Raw genomic sequence first — 21,216 nt, forward strand, 5'->3', positions numbered from 1 at the left:
CGCCCGCTCGCGGCGCGGCCGGCGCCGCGCGAGGTCCGCCCATGAGCGCCCCCACCCTGCAGTTCGAAGCGCCGCCGCTGCGCATCGACGACCTGTGCCGGCGCATCCGCGCCTACCTCACGCCCGACCAGATCAAGGACGTGCGCCGCGCCTACCGCTTCGGCGCCGACGCCCACGAAGGCCAGACCCGCAAGAGCGGCGAGCCCTACATCCAGCATCCGCTGGCGGTGGCCGGCATCCTCGCCGACATGCACATGGATCACGAAACACTGATCGCGGCCATGCTGCACGACGTGATCGAGGATTCCCTGGTACCCAAGGAAGAGATCGCCGAACAGTTCGGCGGTGAAGTGGCGGACATCGTCGACGGGCTGTCCAAGCTCACCCAGATCGAATTCGAGTCCCACGCCGAGGCCCAGGCGCAGAACTTCCAGAAGATGTTGATGGCGATGGCCGACGACATCCGCGTCATCCTGGTCAAGCTCGCCGACCGCCTGCACAACATGCGCACCCTCGGCGCGCTCAGGCCCGACAAGCGTCGCCGCATCGCGCGCGAGACGCTCGACATCTACGCGCCCATCGCCCAGCGCCTCGGCATGAACGCCATACGTCTCGAACTCGAGGAACTCGGCTTCCAGGCGCTCTACCCGCAGCGCCACGACGTGCTGAAGCGCTTCATCCAGAAGATTCGTGGCAACCGTAGCGAAGTCGTCACCAAGATCAAGAACCGCATCAAGCGCCACCTGCGCCAGGAAGAACTGGTCGCGCACGTGGTGGGACGCGAGAAGCACCTGTACAGCATCTATCGCAAGATGCGTCAGAAGCACCTGCACCTGACCGAGGTGCACGACGTCTACGCGTTTCGCATCATCGTCGATTCGGTCGACACCTGTTATCGCACGCTGGGCGTGATCCACGGCCTGTACAAGCCGGTGCCGGGCACCTTCAAGGATTACATCGCGATCCCCAAGGCCAACGGCTACCAGTCCTTGCACACGGTGTTGTTCGGGCCTTTCGGCGTGCCGCTGGAAGTGCAGATCCGCACCAACGAGATGGATCACGTCGCCGAGGCCGGCATCGCCGCGCATTGGCTGTACAAGACCGGTGACAGCGCCGCCAAGAGCGCGCACAAGCGCGCCCGTGAATGGCTGCGCGGCGTCATCGAACTGCAGCGCCGCGCCGGCAATTCGCAGGAGTTCCTGGAGAACGTCAAGGTCGATCTGTTTCCCGACGAGGTCTACGTGTTCACGCCCAAGGGCGCGATCATGGAGATGCCGCGTGGCGCGACCGCCATCGACATGGCCTACGCCATTCATACCGACATCGGCAACAAGTGCGTGGGCTGTCGCATCAATCGGCGCCTGGTGCCGCTGCGCACGCGGCTCAAGACCGGCGACACGGTCGAGATCGTGACCGCGCCGGGCGCACGCCCAAATCCGGCCTGGCTCAATTTCGTAGTGACCGGCAAGGCACGTGCCAATATCCGTCACTTCCTGAAGAACCTGCACGAGGATGAGGCCAGCGTGCTCGGCAAGCGCATGTTGAACCGTGAACTCGAAAACTTCGCGAGTTCCATCGACACCCTCGACCCGGCGCGCGTGCGCGCCGCGCTGGCCAGCTTCAACCTGAAGAGCATGGAAGAACTGCTGGCCAACATCGGTCTCGGCGTGCGGCCCGCGCCGCTGGTGGCGCGCGCGCTGGTCAGCACCGTGGCCGAGGACAAGCTCGAGCGCCCGGCACGCCGCGGGGCGCCCGGCGACTCGCCGGGGCCGCTGCTCATCCACGGCACCGAGGGCATGGTGGTAAGTATTCCCAAGTGCTGTTACCCGATACCGGGCGACCCGATCATGGGCTTCATCACCGCCGGCCGCGGCATCGTCATACACCACCCATCGTGCAAGAACGTCATCGACTTCCGCAGCGCGCCGGACCGCTGGGTGGATGTCGAGTGGGCGCCGGATCTGGACCGCGAATTCAGCGTCGAAATCGTCATCGACGTGGTCAACCAGCGCGGCGTGCTGGCCACCATCGCGGCCGGCTGCGCCGATCAGAACGCCAACATCGAAGCCATCGAAATAGTCGAACGTGACGAACACTCCTCGACCATGCGGCTCACCATCGGCGTGCATCATCGCAAGCATCTCGCCGACGTGATCCGCGTGCTGCGTAACATCGACACCGTCGCGCGCGTGCATCGCAAGCGCGCCTGAAGCAGGAGTTCCTCCCATGACCAAGCAGGCCATCGTCACCAGCGATGCTCCGTCCGCCATCGGCACCTACTCGCAGGGCATCGTCAGCGGCGACAGCATCTACCTGTCGGGTCAGATCCCACTTGATCCGCACAGCGGCCAGATGATCGAGGGACCGATGCGCGCGCAGATCGAACGCGTGTTCGACAATCTCGCGGCGGTGGCCAAGGCCGCCGGCGCGACGCTCGACGATTGCGTGAAGCTCAACGTGTTCCTGACCGATCTTTCGCACTTCGCGCTGGTCAACGAAGTGATGGCCACCTACTTCACCCAGCCTTACCCGGCGCGCGCGGCGATCGGCGTGGCGGCGCTGCCGCGCGGCGCGGCGGTCGAAATGGACGCCATCCTCGCGCGCCCGCGCTGAGCATCGTGCGCCGCTGACGAGCACGCCCGGTGGCCAGCCCCCTCGCGCTGGATGAACCCGTCACGCGCTTGAACGGCGTCGGCGAGAAAGTCGCCGAGCATCTCGCCAGGCTGCGTATCGCGCGTATCGGCGACCTGCTTTTTCACCTGCCGCTGCGCTACCAGGACCGCACGCGCCTGACACCGATAGGCGCGCTGCGCCTGGGCCGTGAAGCGCAGGTCGAAGGCGTCGTCGAAGTGGCGCAGGTGGTGTTCGGCCGCCGTCGCGCGCTGGTGGTACGCATCGCCGATGGCAGTGGCGCCATCCACCTGCGCTTCTTTCATTTCAACAGCGCGCAACAGCAGCGCCTGGCAGTGGGGCGACGCGTGCGCTGCTTCGGCGAAGTGCGGCGCGGCCCGAACTCTTTCGAGATGGTGCACCCCGAATGCCTGGTGCTGGCCAACGACCAGCCGCTGGCGGTCGACGCCGAGCTGACGCCCATCTATCCGACCACCGAAGGCCTGCAGCAGAACCGCCTGCGCCATCTCACCAACCAGGCGCTGGCCCTGCTCGCGCATGCCGACGGCAACACCCATGAACTGTTGCCGCCGGAGATCCTGCGCAAGCTCGCGCTGCCGTCACTGCGCGAAGCGCTGGAGTTCGTGCACCGTCCGCCGCCGGATGCCGACGTCGACATGCTGGCCGAGTCCAGCCATCCCGCGCAGCGACGCCTGGTGTTCGAGGAACTGCTGGCCTACCAGTTGAGCTTGAAGCGACTGCGCGAACAGGCGCGCGATTTCGGCGCGCCGACGGTGCAGGCGCGGGCGCTCAAGGAACGTCTCATGGCCGGCTTCGGTTTCACCTTGACCGGCGCGCAGCAGCGCGTCATCGCCGAAGTGGAAGCCGATCTTGCGCGCGGCCTGCCGATGCTGCGCCTCCTGCAAGGCGACGTCGGCGCCGGCAAGACCGCGGTGGCGGCGGCCGTGGCGGCCGACATGCTCGAAGCCGGCTACCAGGTGGCCTTGATGGCGCCGACCGAACTGCTGGCCGAGCAACACGCGACGACCCTGCGCCGCTGGTTCGAACCCTTGGGCATCGAGTCGATGTTGCTCACCAGCCGCCTGACCAAGAGCCAGCGCAAGCCACTGTACGCGCGCCTGGAAAGCGCTGAACCGGCGCTTGCGGTCGGCACCCACGCCCTGTTCCAGCAGGATGTGCGCTATGGCCGCCTCGGCCTCATCATCGTCGACGAACAACACCGATTTGGTGTCGAGCAGCGCCTGGCCTTGCGTGACAAGGGCGCGCGCGACGGCTTTCGCCCGCACCAGTTGATCATGACCGCGACGCCGATCCCGCGCACGCTGGCCATGAGCGCCTACGCCGATCTCGATGTATCCATCCTCGATGAGCTGCCGCCGAGTCGCAAACCGGTACGCACCGTGGTGCTGGCCGAGAGCAAGCGTGCCGACATCGTCGCGCGCATCGCCGAGATGGTGCGCGAAGGACGGCAGGTGTACTGGGTGTGCCCCTTGATCGACGAATCCGATGTGCTGGAACACCAGGCCGCCACCGACACCGCGCAGCAGCTGGCGGCGGCGCTGCCGAATATCAGCGTCGGACTCGTGCACGGCCGCCTGCCGGACAAGGACAAGGATGCGCAGATGGCGGCCTTCGCGCGCGGCGAAACCGCCCTGCTGGTCGCCACCACCGTCATCGAGGTCGGCGTCGACGTGCCCAATGCCAGCCTCATGGTGATCGAGAACGCCGAGCGGCTCGGCCTTTCGCAGTTGCACCAGCTGCGCGGCCGCGTCGGCCGTGGCGCGCAGCACGCCGATTGCGTGTTGCTGTATAAACCGCCCTTGTCGCACATGGCGCGCAAACGCCTCGAGACCATGCGCGCCACCACCGATGGCTTCGTGATCGCCGATCGCGACCTCGAGCTGCGCGGTCCCGGCGAGCTGCTGGGCACACGTCAGACCGGCATCGCGCAATTTCGCATCGCCGATCTCGTGCGCGACGCGGCGCAGCTGCGCGATGTGCAGGCCACCGCCACCACCGTGCTCAACGACTACCCGCGGCTGGTCGACGCGCTGGTGCAACGCTGGCTCGCCGACAAAGTAGAATACGCCAACGTATGAGCAGCGTTCGTTCCCACGCCACCAAGCACGGCGCCGGCCCCGACTGGCGTCATCGCCTCGTGCAATACGCGCGGCTTGCGCGCCTGCATCGCCCGATAGGCATACTGTTGCTGCTGTGGCCGATGCTGTGGGCGCTGTGGATAGCGGCGGCCGGCGTGCCGCGTCTCGACGTGCTGGTGATTTTCGTGCTCGGCACGGTGGTGATGCGTTCCGCGGGCTGCGTGATCAACGACTACGCCGACCGCAATTTCGACGGCCACGTGGAACGCACGCGGGAACGGCCGCTGCCGACCGGCGCCGTCACGCCGCGCGAGGCCCTGCTGCTGTTCGCAGTGCTGTTGTGCATCGCGCTGGCGCTGGTGCTGGCGACCAATCGCGCGACGATACTGCTGTCCTTCGGCGGCGCGGCGCTCGCCATCACCTATCCTTTCGCCAAGCGCTACACCCATCTGCCGCAGGTGCATCTCGGCGCCGCGTTCGGCTGGGCCGTGCCGATGGCGTTCACCGCGCAAAGCGGCGCACTGTCGCCCCTTGCATGGCTTTTGTTCAGCACCGCGGTGTTGTGGGCGGTGATCTACGACACGCAGTACGCGATGGTCGATCGCGATGACGACCTGCGGCTCGGCATACGCTCTACCGCCATCCTGTTCGCCGACGCCGATCGCATCATCATCGGCGGTCTGCAATGCCTCATGTTGTCCAATCTCTATCTCATCGGCCGACGCGCCGAGCTCGGCTGGCCTTACGATGGCGCGCTGCTGGTCGCGGCGGCGCTGTTCGTCTATCAGCAATACCTCATTCGCGACCGCAGCCGCGCCGGCTGCTTCGCCGCCTTTCTCAACAACAACTGGGTCGGCGGCGTGGTATTCGTGGGCGTGTTGCTGTCCTATCCGCCGGCTTCGTCATGGTTCGATTGAGCTTGCGCTAATCCCGCACAACAGGTGCGTGTATGGCGCGCGGTGTTTGAATTTTCGTGCTTCGTCCGTGACAATTGCCCGGCGGGTCGAGGCGTCGACTTGCCGCGCAATAAACTCGAATACGGCATCACCACTTGGGGGGCACTCATCATGAATCCACTGGAAACCATACAGGGCACCGTCATTGCCGGCGTCGTGCTGGCCGTCATCCTGGCGTTCGCCGCCAAAGCCATCGCCGGCGCCTGAGCAAGGCCACGGCTGCTTAATCAATACGAACCCGGGAGCTCGAATCATGGCAATTATGATGATCGATCGCTGGCTGCATATCGTCGCCGGCGTGATGTGGATTGGCCTACTCTACTACTTCAATTTCGTGCAGGTGCCGGCCATGGCCGCCGCCAATGCCGACAAGGACGGTCCCGGGCCGGCCGCCATCGGCAAGTATGTCGCGCCGCGCGCGCTGTTCTGGTTCCGCTGGGCGGCGTTGGTGACCTGGCTGACGGGTGCGATCTTTCTCGCCACCGCGCCGCAGTACTCGCTGCACGGCGCTTTCTCCCTCGGCATCGGCGCGCATAATCCCAGCCTGACCGCCATCGGTTTCGGCTCCTGGCTTGGCACCATCATGCTGTTCAACGTGTGGATGCTGATCTGGCCGAACCAGAAAAAGATCCTGGGCATCGTGCAGGCCAGCGATGCCGAGAAGGCCACCGCGCGTCGCGTGGCCTTCCTCGCGTCCCGTACCAACACCATGCTGTCGATTCCGATGCTGATGTTCATGCAGGCAGGTGCGCACGGCATCCCGTTCTGAGGCGGGTTGTCATGTGATCGAAAGAGCCCGGCATTGCCGGGCTTTTTTGTGGGTGGCCAATCGGTGTGCGAATAAATTCGCACCTACCTCACCTGCTTCAGGCGCGTTGCCTTTACCCACCCAATCGCCTACTTTCGCTGCTTCATAAAGAAACAGATTGAAGAAGGAGGTCTCGATGGATATCGGCATCATCATGTTCCCGACGGATACGGCCATACAGCCCGTGCAACTGGCCAAGGCCTGCGAAGAACGCGGCTTTGAGTCCCTGTGGTTCCCCGAGCACAGCCACATTCCCACCAGCCGCGAGACACCCTGGGGCGGACGCGCCGGCGCGCCGCCGCTGCCGGAAGAATATTGGCGCACCCATGACCAGTTCGTCGCGTTTGCGGCCTGCGCGGCGGTCACCACCAAGCTGCGTCTCGGCACCGGTATCACGCTGGTCGCGCAGCGCGATCCGATCTGGCTGGCCAAGGAAGTGGCGAGTCTCGACATGATCTCCGGCGGCCGTTTCGAACTCGGCATCGGCTACGGCTGGTGCGTGGAAGAAATGCGCAATCACAAGCTCGACTTCAAGCAGCGCCGCGAGATCCTGCGCGACAACATCCTGTTGATGCGCGAGTTGTGGACCAAGGACGAAGCGAGCTACAAGGGCGGACACATCGATTTCGAGAAGAGCTGGGCCTATCCCAAGCCGACCCAGAAGCCCTACCCGCCGATCGTCATGGGCGGCGCGGCCGGCCCCAAGACCGCCGATCACATCGCCGAATTCTGCACCGGCTGGATGCCCATCGGCGGCATGTACGATTTCGACGGCGGCCTCAAGGAAGTCCATGCGGCCTGCAAGCGCCGCGGTCGCGACCCGTCCGAGATCACGCTCGGCATGTTCTTCGCGATGGCGCCGCAGGACGCCGATCCGCTGAAGGGCCTGGCCGACAAGGGCGTGACCCGTACCATCTTCCCGGTGCCGGCCGCCAAGGCCGACGTGGTGCTGCCGCTGCTCGACAAGTACGCCAAGTTCATCTGAGCCTGGCCGGGAGGCGGGCTTGCGCGGCCCGTCTCCCCACTTCCGGTCAGTTTTTCCACCGCGCGCGTTTCATCGGCTTCCTATTTAATCTACTATCCAGTTCAGTATCTCTAGGACTGGAGTCCCCCTATGCGCGCTTGCCTCGGCCCGTGGCCGGCACTCGCCTTCTGCCTCGCCCTCGGCGCCTGCAGCGCACCGCCGCCGCCCGTGAGCGGCCCGCGCCCGGTGGTGGTGGAAGCCCCGCGCCCCCTGCGCGGCCCGGCCGACGGCGACGCCTTGCCGGGCGCCATCCATGCCCGCACCGAGGCGGATCTTTCGTTCCGTGTGGCCGGCAAGGTCGCGGCGCGCAAGGTCGACATGGGCGCCCATGTCGAACGCGGCACCCTGCTGGCGGTGCTGGACCCGGTCGACGCCCGCCTCAATCTCGCCGCCGCGCGTTCGACCGTGGCCGCCGCCGAGGCCGACCTGTCGCTGGCGCGCGCCGAGGAACAGCGCTACCGCGATCTCCGTGCGCGTGCGTTCGTCGGCCAGTCCCAATTGGACCAACGCATCAACCTGACGCGCCTCGCCGAGGCCCGTCTCGACCAGGCCCAGAGCCAGTTCGATCTGGCCGCCAACCAATCGCGCTACACGCAGCTTACCGCCGACGCCGCGGGGGTCGTCACCCAGATCATGGCCGAGCCCGGCAACGTGGTCAGCGCCGGCCAGCCGGTGCTGCGTTTCGCCGCCGACGGTGAACGCGAGGTGCACGTGAACGTGCCCGAAGGCCGCATCGACGTACTGCGCGAGGCCGACAACATCGCCGTCGAAGTGCTGAGCAATCCGGGGCGCCATTACCGTGGCCGCGTGCGCGACATCGATCCCCAGGCCGACACCGCGACCCGCACCCATCTCGCGCGCGTCACCCTCATCGATGCCGATGAGCATGTGCAACTCGGCGCCACCGCCACCGTGCTGCTGAGCGCCGCGGCCGAGGCCCACAGCTTCCGCCTGCCCGCCACCGCGCTCGGCAGCATCGAGGCCAATCGTCCGGCCGTATGGCGCATACGCGATGCGGGTAAGGGCACGACCGTCGAAGCGGTACCGGTGGAAGTGCTGCGCTATCTCGACGGTGAAGTGCTGATCAGCGGCCCGCTGTCAGAGCAGGATCGCCTGGTCAGCGCCGGCGTGCACCGACTCGCCGCCGGCATGGCGGTGCAAGCCATCCCGCGCTCGGACAAGGCCGCGCTCTGACCTCTTCCGATGTCGGCTTTCAACCTGAGCGCATGGGCGCTGCGCAATCGCCCCCTGGTCACCTATTTCATGGTGCTGCTGGGCGCCATCGGCGTATGGTCGTATTTTCATCTCGGCCAATCGGAAGACCCGCCCTTCACGTTCCGCATCATGGTCGTACGCACCGCCTGGCCGGGCGCCAGCGCCGACGAAGTCGACCGACTCGTCACCGACAAGATCGAAGCCAAGCTGCAAGAGCTGTACGCGCTGGATTACCTGCGCTCCTATTCGCGACCCGGTGAATCGCAGATCTTCGTCATCTTTCGCGAGGATCTGCCGCCGGCCACCATGCCGGAAAACTATTACCAGGTACGCAAGAAGATCGGCGACATCCGCCACACCTTGCCCGCCGGCATCATCGGCCCGTCGTTCAACGACGAGTTCGCCGACACCTTCGGCAATATCTACGCGCTGATGGGCCGCGACTTCAGCTATGCGGAACTGAAGGACTACGCCGAACGCATCCGCGAACGCCTGCTGCGCATCCAGGACGTCGCCAAGGTGCAGTTCCTCGGCCTGCAGGAAGAACGCATCTTCATCGACGTCAGCAACAGCCGGCGCGCCAAGCTCGGCATTCCGCCGCGCCTGATCGCAGAGACCCTGGCCGCCCAGAACGAAGTGGTGAGCGGCGGCTCGCTCGACACCGCCACCGACAAGATTTTCGTGCGCGTCAGCGGCGCACTCAAAACCGTCGACGACGTGCGCAACCTGCCCATTCAATACGCCGGACGCACGTTCCGCATCGGCGACGTGGCCGAGGTCTATCGCGGCTACGAAGATCCGCCGGCGCCGCGCCTGCGCTTCAACGGCGAACCCGCCATCGGCATCGCGGTGTCGATGGAACAGGGCGGCGACATCATCCGTCTCGGCAAGCAACTGGATGCCGAGTTCGAAAAGCTCAATCACGACGTGCCATTGGGCATGAGTCTCGCGCGTCTTGCCGACCAGCCGCGCGCGGTCAGCGATTCGATCTCGGAATTCGTGCGGGCCCTGGCCGAGGCCGTGGTCATCGTGCTGGTGGTGTGCTTCGTATCGCTGGGGGTGAGGACCGGGCTGGTGGTGGCCTTGTCCATTCCGCTGGTCCTGGCCATGACTTTTGCCGCGATGTATTACTTCGACATCGGCCTGCACAAGACTTCGCTCGGCGCGCTGGTGATTGCGCTCGGCCTGCTGGTCGACGACGCCATCATCGCGGTTGAAATGATGGCGGTAAAACTCGAGGAAGGCTTTGACCGCGTGCAGGCCGCGAGCTTTGCCTACGCCACCACCGCTTTTCCGATGTTGTCCGGCACGCTGATCACCGCCGCCGGCTTCCTGCCGATTGCCACCGCCAAGAGCAGCACCGGCGAATACACGGTGGCGATATTCCAGGTGACCGTCATCGCGCTGCTGCTGTCGTGGGCCGCCGCGGTGCTGTTCGTGCCGTTGCTCGGCTACCTGCTGCTGCCGGAGAAAGGCCTGTCGGAAAACGGCGCGGTGCACGATGAGCACGCCGTCTACCACACGCGTTTCTACAACCGCGTGCGCGCCGTCGTACAGTTCTGCGTGCGTCACCGTTGGCTGACCATCACCGCCACCGTCGCCATTTTCGCGGCCAGCGTGGTGGTCTTCGGCAAGGTGCCGCAGCAGTTCTTTCCCGATTCGACACGGCTCGAACTGCTGGTGGATCTCAAGCTGCCGGAAGGCGCCTCGATCGCGCAGACCGACGCCGCGGCCCGGCGACTTGAAGAGGTATTGGGCAAGCTCGACGGCGTGGACAGCTACGCGGCCTACGTCGGCAGCGGCGCGCCGCGATTCATCCTGCCGCTGGACCAGCAATTGCCCGCGCAGAGCTTCAGCCAGTTCGTGTTGAACACCCATGACTTCGCCGCGCGCGAACGGGTCAGGAGCCACCTGCTCGAGATCTTCCCGACCCTGTTCCCGGATCTGCGCTGGCGAGTGAACCGTATCGAGAATGGCCCGCCGGTCGGCTACGTGCTGCAATACCGGGTGGCGGGCCCGGACCGTGCCGTGGCGCGCGTGCACGCCGACAAGGTCGCATCGCTGCTGCGCGCCAACCCCTACGCGGCCGGCGTGCACCTCGACACCGCCGAACAATCGAAGACCATACACGTCCAGATCGACCAGGACCGGGCGCGCGCGCTCGGCGTCAGCAGCGCCGACGTGGCGCGCATCCTCGACGCCTCCATCAATGGCCTGTCGCCGTCATCCTTCCGCGAGGACAACGATCTCATCGACATTGAATTGCGCGGCCCGCCGCGGGAGCGTCAGCGCCTGGAACTGATCGGGAGCCTCGCCGTGCCGACACAGGGGGGCGACAGCATTCCGCTGTCGCAGGTCGCCGACATCGACTACGGTTTCGAAGACGGCATCCTGTGGCGTCGCGACCGTATCCCGACCATCACGGTGCGCGCCGACATCTACTCCGCCATCCAGCCGCCGGAAGTGGTGGCCATGCTCGCGCCCGACATCAAGGCAATCGGCGACGCACTGCCGCGCGGCTACCGCCTCGAACTCGGCGGCACTGTCGACGAGGCCGGCAAGGGCCAGGGCAGCGTGATGGCCGGCATGCCGCTGTTCCTGCTGACGGTGCTGACGGTGCTGATGCTGCAGCTACGCAGCTTCTCACAGACCACCATGGTGGTCATGACCGCGCCGCTGGGCATCATCGGCGTGGCGCTGTTCCTGATGCTGTTCCGTCAGCCTTTTGGTTTCGTGGCCATGCTCGGCACCATCGCCCTGTTCGGCATGATCATGCGCAACAGCGTGATCCTCATCGACCAGATCCGTCAGGACCTCGAACACGGCCGCCCGCCTTTCGAAGCCGTGGTGGAAGCCACGGTACGGCGCTTCCGCCCGATCGTACTCACCGCCCTGGCGGCGGTGCTGGCCATGATCCCCTTGTCGCGCAGCGTGTTCTTCGGGCCGATGGCAGTGGCGATCATGGGCGGGTTGATCGCGGCAACGGTGATGACCTTGTTGTTCTTGCCGGCCTTGTACGCGGCGTGGTTTCGGGTGCCACGGGGGGTAGGTAGGTTAGGATTTCACGGAATCTACCCACCCAGAGAAGTTCTGCTGATACTGGGTCCAATCCGAATTTCAAAATTTACTTCGCAGCCAAAGCTCCCATTCACCTGGACACCTTGTCTTGCTCGGTCTTGCGAAAGCCGCGAAAAGCCCTGAACGTCGTCGACTTGAAATCCTCACAATCGAGTCCCCATGCATTGTCAGTTGTGTGATTCCCATCGACTGAAAACCAGGTAAACGTTGCCCAATCGTGGCGAGCATCGGGCAGATTGAATCTCCATTCGAATTCGGCTGTCCCGATTCGGCTTTCGATTCTCGAGAATCCTGAAATTCGAACACCTCGCCCCAGATCTCCTGAAGCTCCTGATTCTCGAATCCACCTTCATTTTCCTCCTGAGTACGAAGATTCGGCATCCAAATTTCTTTCGGCAGGCGAAATTCTCGGTATTCAACCGACTCGCTTGGGCCCGCATCGATTTAGCGAAATCTGGCCGAAAAAACACGAAGTCGGCGAGCGGCATCTTTCAAATCAAGGTCGACTCAAGCGCATTCAGGCGTTCGCCATAGCGTTCTGAACCGCCGCAAAACTCAGAAGAACACCAATCAAACCCATATGTTTTAAAACTCTACTCATATATTTTATGGACCGCAACATTTGCAAATTTCCCTTGCCGCCAGGTAAACTTGGAGATCGAGCCTTTCGATCATTCTCGCAGTCGACTTTCGAAACCTAATCCGTATTACATGGTCCTGATATGCGGGCGCCCGCAGGCATCGACCGGTGAGCTCCTTCGTGAACTATTGTGTCGAAAAAATCCCTTGCCTGTTCGCATCACTCAGGCATCCAGGTACTTTATTAAGTCTCCGTGTTCACGCAAACGTCGTCCTAGACTCGAAAATTTGACCGCGCGAAGTCTCTGTTACCGGTGTCTGCCACGACAACCGGCGCAGGTGGGCACCATTTCGCGTTCTGGCTTGGAAGCCTCCGCTTGTCCGGGTCTGGAAGCGGCTTGCCAGTAAGATTTTTCGTTGCGTATTCGAGAGCCACATCGATATCACATTGAGTCAATCCGTAGGGATCCGCGGAATTGACCGGGTTGCCGCCTACATAAGCGTAGGGATTCAAGCCACCCGCAAGCCCAATCGGATCACTCTCAATATACCGCCCGGACTTCGCGTCGTAATCGCGAAAGCCATTGCTCACGTACGGCGTTTCCCTCACCTGCCCCGCGAACAGCCCACCTATCTGGGGTGCTTCCCGTATCCCATCGCCGTCCGGGTCCGTCACGGCTGTCGAATCCTGGCCAAAGGCATCGCCCGCTATCCAGGCCCAGGTCAGCGCGCCGCTGGCGCCGGTCATGTAGAGGGGCTGATTTACCTGGTTGACGTGGATGTAGTTGACGCGCACGGACGACTGCGACGGGATCACCACCACCTCGGCGATGGGGCGCCCGTCCAGCCACACATAGTTCTGGTAGATGATTTTGCCCGCTTCGCTGCGCGACACCACCGACATCAGTTCGCCGTCCTGACCGTACAGGTAGATGTCCGGCGAGCGGACGCCGCTGTTACTGGTTCTCATGGCTCGCTGGCCGAGGCCGTTGTAGACCGCATCCAAAATGCCGTAACCGGAGACGGTGGTGGTGCGTTGCACGCGTCCCGCATCGTTGTAGGTCAAGACCAGGCCGGATGGCGTAGTCACGGTTCCGCTGCCCGACGTGACCAGCGCGCGTACCTCACGGGTCATGTTGCCAGCCGCGTCGTAGTCATCGGCGCGCGGGGCGCTGCCATGGATCCTGTTGGAGGTCGATTCGACGGTAAATCGTTCCGTACGAATCGATGTGCCGCCGAGGCTGCTGACCTGGTAGTCGGTGCGATTGCCGTTGGCGTCGTAGCCATAGGTTCTGCGCTCGTTGCGCAGCGTGCTGTCTTCCGCCACCAGGCGGTCTCCTGCGTCGTAGCTGAAGCTCCTGACGTCACTGCGCAGGGCGCCCGACCCGGCATGCGCGCCTTCGATGCGCAGCAGGTTGTTGGCTGCGTCGTACAGGGGGTAGCGGTAGCTCGGCAGGTTCGCGGCGGAGCTGTTGATGGCCGCAAGGCGGCCCGCTTGGTAGTAGTCCCGCGATTCGACGAGGCCGTTGCCGAAACGCAGTCGCGAGATACCGCCCAAGGCGTGATAGCCGATCTCCGAGGCGATGGGGAGGGTCGCGCCGGCACGGGTCGCCGCCACGGCGACGACGCGCCCTGAGCTGTCGCGCGTCACATCGACTACCACCGAACCGGGATACCGGACCTGCGTGACGAAGCCGCCGCCACCAACTTCGAAGTTGAGTTCGAAGCTGCCCTTGGGGCTGGCCAACAGGCGCCGACGCAGATGGCCTCGCGCGTCGTAGTCCATGGTGGTCAGGCCACTCGCGTCGCGCATGCTGGTCAGGCGACCCATGCCGTTACGCGCAGGCGGGCCTTCGTCATAGCCGTAAATGACATCCGCGTCGTTGGGGTAGTCGATTTTCGTCAGACGATTGAGCGCGTCGAACTGGTAGCCGATCGCGATATCGATGCCGGGTTTCTGTTGATAGACGTGGCGAACTCGATTGCCGGCGGCATCGTATTCGTCGCGGCTGCGGCCGGCATCGGGGCTGACGGTCTCGAGTGCATTACCCAGGCCGTCGCGGCTGTAGGTGGTGACGAGTCCGCGCGGGTCGGTGACGGCGACGACCTGGTCCTGATGGTCGTACTGCGTGCGGGTGACAGCGCCGAGATTGTCGGTGCTCGCCGTTTCTCGACCCAGGCTGTCGTACTCGCGTTGCGCGCTGAGCCCCCCACCGCGCGGGTCGCCGATGGTTTGCAGGCGTCCATTGTCATCGTAAGCAAACGTGGTGGTCTGGCCGGCGCCCCCTATCAGTTGCTCGAGCTGGTTTTGGCGGTTGTAAATACGAGCCTGCCGCGAGACCGTCGCGCCCGCGCTGTCGAGGTAGCGCTCCTCGATACGATTGCCAAGGGCATCGAGGCTGTATTCAACCGTGGTGCCGGTGCCGTTCGTCACACGCACCAGTCGCTGCGCGGCGTCGTAGCCGTAGTGTTGCGTGGAGCCATCGGCGAACGCCGTGGCGATGAGCAGCCCGCGCGCATCGTATTCCATGCGCGTCTCCGCACCGTCCACCGTGCGCGACAGCAAGTGGCCGCGCGCATCGTATTGGAAGCGTGTCTCGACACCGTTGGCATCCACTTCCGTCAATGCCCGCCCCTCGGCATCGTGCGCGGTATAACGCGTCACATGTCCGAGCGCGTTGGTGACGCTCACGAGATTGCCGGTGACGGCGTCGTAGTCATAGCGGGTGACGTCCAGCACGTCGCTGCGCGGGCCGTCGACGCTCTTCAACAGGCCGCTGCGCGGATCGTTGGCGTCTTCTTCACCGAAGTATTCGTAGGTTGTGACACGCGCGGCGCCGCCGGCGAGCAGTTCTTCCTCGGTCTGACGCTTCAACTGGGCGCCCCAGTAATCATTGCGGGTACGTGATACGAGGCGACCGGCGCCATCGGCAACGCTGACCGTGGCGGGCAGGCGCAAATTCGCCAGCCAGGTGGTGGTGGTGACACGCTGTTCGGCGCCGATGCCCTCGCTCTTGCGCAACAACAGGCCACCCGCGTCGTAGTCGAAATCCGTCACGTTGCCGGCGTGATCGGTGACGAGGTTGCGTTGGCCATTGCCGTCGTAGGTGGTGGAGGCCAAGGGCCCGGCGCCGCAGAAATTGCAGTCGCCACCGCTCACGGCCGAGATCAGGCCCACGCCCGATTCGACCTGGGTGTTGTAGCTGCGCGTGTGGCCAAACGCGTCGGTGATGGCGGTGTAGGCGGCTTGGTAGTCGAACGCCACGCGTTGCACGCCGCCGGCGTGCTCGCTGGAAAGGGCACGGCCGAGCTTGTCGTAATCCCAGTGGGCAAACACCGCACCGCTTTCGTCGACGATATCGGTCAGGCCCTTGGGCCAATCCGGATCGTCGTAACGATAGACCCGCACGGGGTTGTTGGCGCGGCTTGCCACGTCATCGACATGGTCGTCGAGATCGGGATAGGTGACGCTGGTGAGATGGCCGAGGCGATCGTATTCATAGCTGTAGCGCCGCCCTGACGCATCGGTCATGGTACGCAGGCGGCCGGCGGCGTCATGCACGAAGCCCAAGGTCCGGCCGAAGCGTCCCTGCACCGCCGACAGCAGTCGACGCTGGTCGTAGACCAGGGTCTCGCGCCGCCCGCTGCGCGGGTCATGACGGTTGCTGAGCAACAGGTGCGTGATGGTGCCCCGCGACGCGCTGCGCGAGACCGCCAATTCAAAGCGCTCGCGCACGTCGTCACCATCGGTGTATTCAAAGACATTGGCGCCGGGCAAGGCGCGAAAGCTGCCGACGGTGAGCGCGTCCGCGCCGAACACCGCCTTGCCGACCGGCCGATTGAACACCAGCACGCGGCCGTCGGCACGCGTGAGGCGTGCCGATTGGTCGCCGTTCCTCGCGGTGGTGACGGTCAGGCTTGTGCTATAGGAATGACGCCAGCCCAGCCCCATGTCGTGGTGAGCGGTCAACAGGCTGTTGTAGTAGCGCACGAAGGCCAGTTCGCCGTGCACGGTGCCGCCATAGTCCGACTCACGCTGGTACTTGTTGCCGGTGACGGTATTGACCGGGTTCGAACCGTTGGCCAGCGCCGGGCAGTCACCGCCGAGGTTGGCGCCCGGGTTGAGACCGCCCACCACTTCACAACTCTGCCCACCGCTCGAACGACCGAGCAAGTCCTCGAACACCAGCTTGCGGTCGGTGTCGCACAGGCCCTTGGCGGGCTCGTAGGTGACACGGAACGTCGCGACGGCACGGCGCAGGAACGCATCGACTTCGCCCTGGCCGCTGCATCCCGACGCGCCTTGGCAGTAGACACGTTCGCACAGGCCCTTGATCAGCGGCCCGGGCGTGCGCATCACGCCCTCGGCCGGCTCGTAGACCAGCCCGGCGTGGGACGAGATGGAAAAGCCGGTGCGGAACGCAGCGCCGTCGCCGACCGAACAGTTGCGCGGGGAAGCGCCGAATTGGGACAAGGACTCGGTGTACAGACGGGTGTCGATTTCGCCGTCGCGGTCCGGATCGGGATCGAACTCGACCGTCATGCCGGGCAGGGCCTCGACCAGGCCGGTGCTGAACATGCGTTGCGCCTTGTCGAGCAGCGGCCCATGGCTGACGGCGTACTGGTCCGCGGCGATGAAGGCTTCGCCGGGCGACGGGTAGTAGCCCCACAGCATGATGTTCGAAGACGGCGGCGTGTCCTGGTTGGTCACACGCGCGGCCCACGCTTCCGAGGGCAGGGTGTTGCCCGGGATTGCCCCCTCGGCGCGCATCGCTCCCACTGTTGCGGCCATCATCGCCACCGTCGTCATGCTCCTGCCGTACGCGCGCCAAAACGCCGCGACGCACGCAAACATCCTTGTCTGCATTGCTCGTTCCCTCGGTCAGCCAAACGCTCAGGCCCGCGTTGGCGTGCCGATCCCAGGCAAGCGCCATCGCGAGAAGTGGGGCGGCGATCCTTGCCGGCCCACGGCCGTGACGCATCGGGTGATACGGCGGCCGGAACACAGGCTAGGCGGGGGCGCGCGGCGATGCACGCCGCAACCGGGTTGAAAAGTAGAGCTGCGGTTGGGAAATTTTCCCGAGCGCCGGCGTGGCGCGTCAGCGTGCGAGCGCGGCGCTGCGTTGCGGCTCGGCAAGCCCGTAGCCGCGCGCGCGTTTTTCGGCGTCGGCTTTCTCGGCGCTGCTGAGCGCGGGCGCGATCGAGGCCAGGTTGGCGGCGGCCAGGCCCTGCTCGCGACTGGCGGCGAACGTGAACAACGCATAGGCCTCGACGGCGTCCTTGCGCACGCCGCGACCCACGGCATTGAGGTAGCCGAGATTGAGCGCGGCTTCGGCGCTGCCCTGCGCCAACGCCTGCCGGTACCATTGCACGGCGCGACCGAGATCCTGCGGCCAGTTGACGCCGGCCTCGTAGAGCATGGCGAGACTCAACTGCGCCGGCAGCGAGCCGGCCTCGGCGGCGCGTTCGTACAGCACGCGCGCCATGTCGGTATTGGCGCCGATGCCCTGGCCGAGTCGATACAGACGCGCAAGGTTGTAGGTCGCCGGCACGTAGCCCAGCGCCGAGGCACGTTGATAGGCGGCCACCGCTTCTTTCCAGGACTGCTCGCGGCCACGGCCGCGCTCGTACATGCGGCCGATGGCGAAAATCGCCTGTTCGGCGTTCTGCTCGGCGGCACGGTGAAACCACGCGTAGGCGTCGTTATCGCTGCGCGCGACGCCGCGCCCGTGGTAGTACATGCGGCCGAGTTGCAGTTGCGCCTCCACGTCGCCGTGTTCCGCGTAGGCTTCGAGGCGCCGCACGGCGTCCGCCACGCCATGCTGGGCGGCGCGCCCGAACCAGCGCCGCGCCTCGGCCTTGTCCTTCTTGTTGCTGGCGCGCTCATCGAAGGCCTGGGCCAGGCGCAGCTCCGCCGGGCCGTGGCCCTGCTCGGCGCTCTTGTGATACCAGTCGAGCGCCTGGCCGGGATCGCGCGTCACGCCTTCACCACGCTCGTACATGCCGGCCAGGATGAACTGCACGCGCGCGTCGCCCTACGCCGCCAGCGCGCCGAAACTGTTGAGCGCCTGTTCGCGACGACCGTCGGCCAGGGCGCGCTCGGCGTCCTCGTAGTCGCCCGCCTGTGCAACGGCCGCGCACAAGCCCAGTACAATCGCCAGCCAGCCTTGCCGTATCCGCCTTTTCATACCCGCAATAGCGGCCGCGGGCGGCGCCCCCTCCACCGTCACGCAGCCGGGATCCCACATGCTTCTCAAATTGTTCGACTCGATGCCGCCGACCGCCTGGCGCGCCGTGGCGTGGCTGGCGGTGGGAGTGGTGCTGTGGCTGTCCTTGACGACGGTGTCGATAGCGGCCGAACTCGACGTCTGGAACGCCGACAAACTGGTGCACATCGCCATGTACGGCAGCCTCATGCTGTGCTTCAGCCGCGGCTATGCGCGCCCGCTGTGGCCGCGTATCGCGGTGGGGCTCGGCCTGCTCGGCGCCGGCATCGAATACCTGCAGAGCCTGACGCCCGACCGCAGCGCCTCGCTGCTCGACGAAATCGCCAACCTGCTCGGCATCTCGATTATGCTTTGGCTGCTGCGACGCGCCCCCCGCCGCGCGCCGCCGAATGCCGCCAGCCAAGCGTGAAACCTTAAGACATGAACACACCCCATCCCGACAGCCGGCCGCTGGCCGGTATGCGCGTCATCGAAGCCGGCCAGCTGCTGGCCGGACCGTTCACCGGCACCATCCTCGGCTACTTCGGCGCCGAGGTGATCAAGGTCGAGCCGCCCGACGGCGGCGACCCGATACGCGGCTGGCGCGAGATGCGCAACGGCACCTCGCTGTGGTGGGCGAGCCTGGCACGCAACAAGAAATGCGTGACGCTGGATCTGCGCACCGAGCGCGGCCGCGCGCTGCTCGCCGACCTGGCAGCGCGCGCCGACGTGTTCGTCGAGAACTTCCGTCCCGGCATCATGGAGAAATGGGGCCTGGGACCCGACGCGCTCAAGGCGCGCAATCCGGGCCTCATCTACACGCGCATCTCCGGTTACGGCCAGACCGGCCCCAATGCGCCCAAGGCCGGCTTCGCCTCGGTGTGCGAGGCCTACGGCGGTTTCCGCTACGTGAACGGCTTTCCGGACCAGCCACCGGTGCGCCCCAATCTGTCCATGGGTGACACCCTGGCCGGCATCCACGCGGCACTGGGCGTACTGCTCGCCTACATCGGCCGCCACAAGGACGGCCTCGGCCAGGTCGTCGACGTCGCGATCTTCGAAGCCATCTTCAATCTCATGGAAGGCGTGATCCCGGAATACGACGGCAACGGCGTGATCCGACAGCCCTCGGGCTCGACCCTGACCGGCATCGTGCCGTCCAACACCTATCGCTGCGCCGACGGCAAGCTCATCGTGATCGGCGCCAACACCAACCCGATGTTCAAACGCCTGGTCGAGGCCATGGGCAAAGCGGGCATGGCCAGCGACCCGCGCCTCGCCGACAACGCCGGCCGCGTACGTCACCAGGACGAAGTGGATGGCGCCGTGCAGCAGTGGGCGAGCTCGATGAACGCCGCCGAGGCGCTGGCCATCCTCGACGAGGCCGGCGTCGCCGCCGGGCCCATCTACGATGCGCGCGACATGTTCGAAGACCCCCACTACCGCGCGCGCGGCCTGTTCCAGGAAGTCACCATCGACGGCCAGCCGCTCAATATCCCGGCCATCGTGCCGCTGCTCGAACGCACGCCCGGCAAGACCGACTGGCCGGGGCCCGGGCTCGGCGCCTACAACGACGCGGTCTACGGCGAGCTGCTGGGGCTGGACGCCGAGGCCATCGCTGAACTCAAGACGGCGGGTGTGATTTGACGGCAGACGACGCCGCCGGTCGGCTGTTCGTCTACGGCACGCTCATGTCGCCGGCCGTGCTCGGCGCGGTGTGCGGCCGAGACTTGCCGCGCGCCGCCGGCACGCTCGCCGGCTATGCGCGCTATCGGCTGCGACGCCGCGTCTATCCCGCCATCGTCGGCGAGCCCGGCGCCTCGACCAGCGGCCTGTTGTGCGAGGGTCTCGACGAACTCCTGTGGCAGCGCCTCGATGCTTGGGAGAGTCCGCTGTATCGCCGCGAGCGCGTGCTGGTGCGCGATGCCGGCGGCGGCGCGCGCGCTGCGCACACCTACGTGCTGGCGCCCGCCCATCACCGCGAACTCGAAAGGCGCGCCTGGTCGGCCGAGGAATTCGAACGTCTGCACCTAGCCGCCTATCTCGCGCGCTGGACCGGCGCCGCGTCGTGATCTTCAGCATCGGCCACAGCAATCTCGCGCCGGCGGCCTTCCTCGAGCGCCTGCGCGCCTTCGACATCGCGCTGGTGGTGGACGTGCGCCGTCAGCCACGCTCGCGCCGTCACCCGCATTTCGAACGCGGCGCGCTGGCCGATTATCTCGGCGCCGCCGGTATCGAGTACCAGTGGTGGGGCGAGACCTTGGGCGGGCGTCGCACGCCGCGCGCCGATACGCCCAACATCGCGCTCGATGACCCGGCCCTGCGCGGCTATGCCGATCACATGCTGAGCCCGCCGTTCCGCGACGCCTGCGCGGCGCTCGTCACGCTGGCGCGGGCGCGGCGCTGCGCGGTCATGTGCGCCGAAGCCGATTATCGCCACTGCCATCGCCAGCTGCTGGCCGATCATCTGCAGCGCGCGGGCCTGGCGGTCACGCACATCGTCGATGCCGGCCGTGGCGAGCCGCATATTTTCCACGCCGCGCTCGGCGACGCCCGCGAGCCGGCGGTTTACAATAGGCGGGCCCAGGGCGACCTGTTCGCCTGACGCCTCTTGACCGCA

At 65.6% G+C, this 21,216-nt stretch carries 17 protein-coding genes; 13 read left to right on the forward strand and 4 right to left on the reverse strand.

Features of this window, described 5'->3' with window-relative positions:
* The first annotated feature begins 41 nt into the window (after positions 1 to 41).
* The 6 genes from IPM80_08130 (at position 42) to IPM80_08155 (ending at position 6,455) form a co-directional block, all read left to right on the forward strand.
* On the forward strand, positions 42 to 2,210 hold the full coding sequence (locus IPM80_08130; protein ID MBK8958393.1) for a bifunctional (p)ppGpp synthetase/guanosine-3',5'-bis(diphosphate) 3'-pyrophosphohydrolase: 2,169 nt from the start codon (positions 42 to 44) through the stop codon (positions 2,208 to 2,210).
* 16 nt (positions 2,211 to 2,226) lie between these two features.
* The gene (locus tag IPM80_08135; protein ID MBK8958394.1) at positions 2,227 to 2,613 is read left to right on the forward strand and encodes a RidA family protein; all 387 of its coding nucleotides are present in this window, start codon (positions 2,227 to 2,229) and stop codon (positions 2,611 to 2,613) included.
* 47 nt (positions 2,614 to 2,660) lie between these two features.
* On the forward strand, positions 2,661 to 4,730 hold the full coding sequence (recG, locus tag IPM80_08140) for an ATP-dependent DNA helicase RecG (protein ID MBK8958395.1): 2,070 nt from the start codon (positions 2,661 to 2,663) through the stop codon (positions 4,728 to 4,730).
* Positions 4,727 to 5,647, forward strand: a complete 921-nt coding sequence (gene ubiA, locus IPM80_08145; GenBank protein ID MBK8958396.1) for a 4-hydroxybenzoate octaprenyltransferase — start codon at positions 4,727 to 4,729, stop codon at positions 5,645 to 5,647. Before recG ends, ubiA begins: the two co-directional genes overlap by 4 nt.
* 99 nt (positions 5,648 to 5,746) lie before the next feature.
* Entirely contained in the window at positions 5,747 to 5,893 is a 147-nt protein-coding gene (locus IPM80_08150) for a hypothetical protein (GenBank protein MBK8958397.1), read from the forward strand.
* A 46-nt stretch (positions 5,894 to 5,939) separates the two neighbouring features.
* Positions 5,940 to 6,455, forward strand: a complete 516-nt coding sequence (locus IPM80_08155; GenBank protein MBK8958398.1) for a urate hydroxylase PuuD — start codon at positions 5,940 to 5,942, stop codon at positions 6,453 to 6,455.
* A 9-nt stretch (positions 6,456 to 6,464) separates the two neighbouring features.
* Here IPM80_08155 and IPM80_08160 read toward each other — a convergent pair whose 3' ends face one another.
* The gene (locus IPM80_08160) at positions 6,465 to 6,644 is read right to left on the reverse strand and encodes a hypothetical protein (protein MBK8958399.1); all 180 of its coding nucleotides are present in this window, start codon (positions 6,642 to 6,644) and stop codon (positions 6,465 to 6,467) included.
* Between IPM80_08160 and IPM80_08165 the strand changes: the two genes are divergently transcribed.
* The 3 genes from IPM80_08165 to IPM80_08175 all read left to right on the forward strand — a co-directional run bounded on the left by IPM80_08165 (position 6,631) and on the right by IPM80_08175 (position 11,934).
* On the forward strand, positions 6,631 to 7,479 hold the full coding sequence (locus IPM80_08165) for a TIGR03619 family F420-dependent LLM class oxidoreductase (GenBank protein MBK8958400.1): 849 nt from the start codon (positions 6,631 to 6,633) through the stop codon (positions 7,477 to 7,479). The genes IPM80_08160 and IPM80_08165 overlap by 14 nt on opposite strands.
* A gap of 129 nt (positions 7,480 to 7,608) precedes the next feature.
* Positions 7,609 to 8,712: an efflux RND transporter periplasmic adaptor subunit gene (locus IPM80_08170; GenBank protein MBK8958401.1), complete on the forward strand. Its 1,104-nt coding sequence runs from the start codon at positions 7,609 to 7,611 to the stop codon at positions 8,710 to 8,712.
* A 9-nt stretch (positions 8,713 to 8,721) separates the two neighbouring features.
* Positions 8,722 to 11,934: an efflux RND transporter permease subunit gene (locus IPM80_08175; GenBank protein MBK8958402.1), complete on the forward strand. Its 3,213-nt coding sequence runs from the start codon at positions 8,722 to 8,724 to the stop codon at positions 11,932 to 11,934.
* 730 nt (positions 11,935 to 12,664) lie between these two features.
* Here the strand turns inward: IPM80_08175 and IPM80_08180 are convergent.
* The 3 genes from IPM80_08180 to IPM80_08190 form a co-directional block, all read right to left on the reverse strand.
* Positions 12,665 to 17,185 (reverse strand): RHS repeat protein, encoded by a 4,521-nt coding sequence (locus IPM80_08180; protein ID MBK8958403.1) that lies wholly within the window; start codon positions 17,183 to 17,185, stop codon positions 12,665 to 12,667.
* Between the two features lie 304 nt (positions 17,186 to 17,489).
* Positions 17,490 to 18,413, reverse strand: coding sequence for a sel1 repeat family protein (locus IPM80_08185; protein MBK8958404.1), 924 nt, complete (start codon positions 18,411 to 18,413; stop codon positions 17,490 to 17,492).
* A 12-nt stretch (positions 18,414 to 18,425) separates the two neighbouring features.
* Positions 18,426 to 18,578, reverse strand: a complete 153-nt coding sequence (locus tag IPM80_08190) for a hypothetical protein (protein MBK8958405.1) — start codon at positions 18,576 to 18,578, stop codon at positions 18,426 to 18,428.
* Positions 18,579 to 18,636: 58 nt separating this feature from the next.
* Between IPM80_08190 and IPM80_08195 the strand changes: the two genes are divergently transcribed.
* The 4 genes from IPM80_08195 to IPM80_08210 are packed head-to-tail and all read left to right on the forward strand — an operon-like array spanning position 18,637 to position 21,201.
* The gene (locus tag IPM80_08195; protein MBK8958406.1) at positions 18,637 to 19,026 is read left to right on the forward strand and encodes a hypothetical protein; all 390 of its coding nucleotides are present in this window, start codon (positions 18,637 to 18,639) and stop codon (positions 19,024 to 19,026) included.
* Positions 19,027 to 19,037: 11 nt separating this feature from the next.
* Positions 19,038 to 20,243 (forward strand): CoA transferase, encoded by a 1,206-nt coding sequence (locus tag IPM80_08200; GenBank protein MBK8958407.1) that lies wholly within the window; start codon positions 19,038 to 19,040, stop codon positions 20,241 to 20,243.
* Positions 20,240 to 20,668, forward strand: a complete 429-nt coding sequence (locus tag IPM80_08205; GenBank protein MBK8958408.1) for a gamma-glutamylcyclotransferase — start codon at positions 20,240 to 20,242, stop codon at positions 20,666 to 20,668. The genes IPM80_08200 and IPM80_08205 overlap by 4 nt, the downstream gene beginning before the upstream one ends.
* Positions 20,665 to 21,201: a DUF488 domain-containing protein gene (locus tag IPM80_08210; GenBank protein ID MBK8958409.1), complete on the forward strand. Its 537-nt coding sequence runs from the start codon at positions 20,665 to 20,667 to the stop codon at positions 21,199 to 21,201. The genes IPM80_08205 and IPM80_08210 overlap by 4 nt, the downstream gene beginning before the upstream one ends.
* The last annotated feature ends 15 nt before the right edge of the window (positions 21,202 to 21,216 follow it).

The sequence above is a fragment of the Pseudomonadota bacterium genome (assembly GCA_016719885.1).
Taxonomy (GTDB): Bacteria; Pseudomonadota; Gammaproteobacteria.

What these genes read in the sequence shown, in the direction of transcription:
- IPM80_08165 (MBK8958400.1), top strand. Translation starts at nt 6,631, where the DNA reads ATGGATATCGGCATCATCATGTTCCCGACGGATACGGCCATACAGCCC.
- IPM80_08180 (MBK8958403.1), bottom strand. Translation starts at nt 17,185, where the DNA reads ATGATGGCCGCAACAGTGGGAGCGATGCGCGCCGAGGGGGCAATCCCG.
- IPM80_08195 (MBK8958406.1), top strand. Translation starts at nt 18,637, where the DNA reads ATGCTTCTCAAATTGTTCGACTCGATGCCGCCGACCGCCTGGCGCGCC.
- IPM80_08190 (MBK8958405.1), bottom strand. Translation starts at nt 18,578, where the DNA reads ATGAAAAGGCGGATACGGCAAGGCTGGCTGGCGATTGTACTGGGCTTG.
- IPM80_08155 (MBK8958398.1), top strand. Translation starts at nt 5,940, where the DNA reads ATGGCAATTATGATGATCGATCGCTGGCTGCATATCGTCGCCGGCGTG.
- IPM80_08135 (MBK8958394.1), top strand. Translation starts at nt 2,227, where the DNA reads ATGACCAAGCAGGCCATCGTCACCAGCGATGCTCCGTCCGCCATCGGC.
- ubiA (MBK8958396.1), top strand. Translation starts at nt 4,727, where the DNA reads ATGAGCAGCGTTCGTTCCCACGCCACCAAGCACGGCGCCGGCCCCGAC.
- IPM80_08175 (MBK8958402.1), top strand. Translation starts at nt 8,722, where the DNA reads ATGTCGGCTTTCAACCTGAGCGCATGGGCGCTGCGCAATCGCCCCCTG.
- IPM80_08130 (MBK8958393.1), top strand. Translation starts at nt 42, where the DNA reads ATGAGCGCCCCCACCCTGCAGTTCGAAGCGCCGCCGCTGCGCATCGAC.
- IPM80_08200 (MBK8958407.1), top strand. Translation starts at nt 19,038, where the DNA reads ATGAACACACCCCATCCCGACAGCCGGCCGCTGGCCGGTATGCGCGTC.
- IPM80_08170 (MBK8958401.1), top strand. Translation starts at nt 7,609, where the DNA reads ATGCGCGCTTGCCTCGGCCCGTGGCCGGCACTCGCCTTCTGCCTCGCC.
- IPM80_08160 (MBK8958399.1), bottom strand. Translation starts at nt 6,644, where the DNA reads ATGCCGATATCCATCGAGACCTCCTTCTTCAATCTGTTTCTTTATGAA.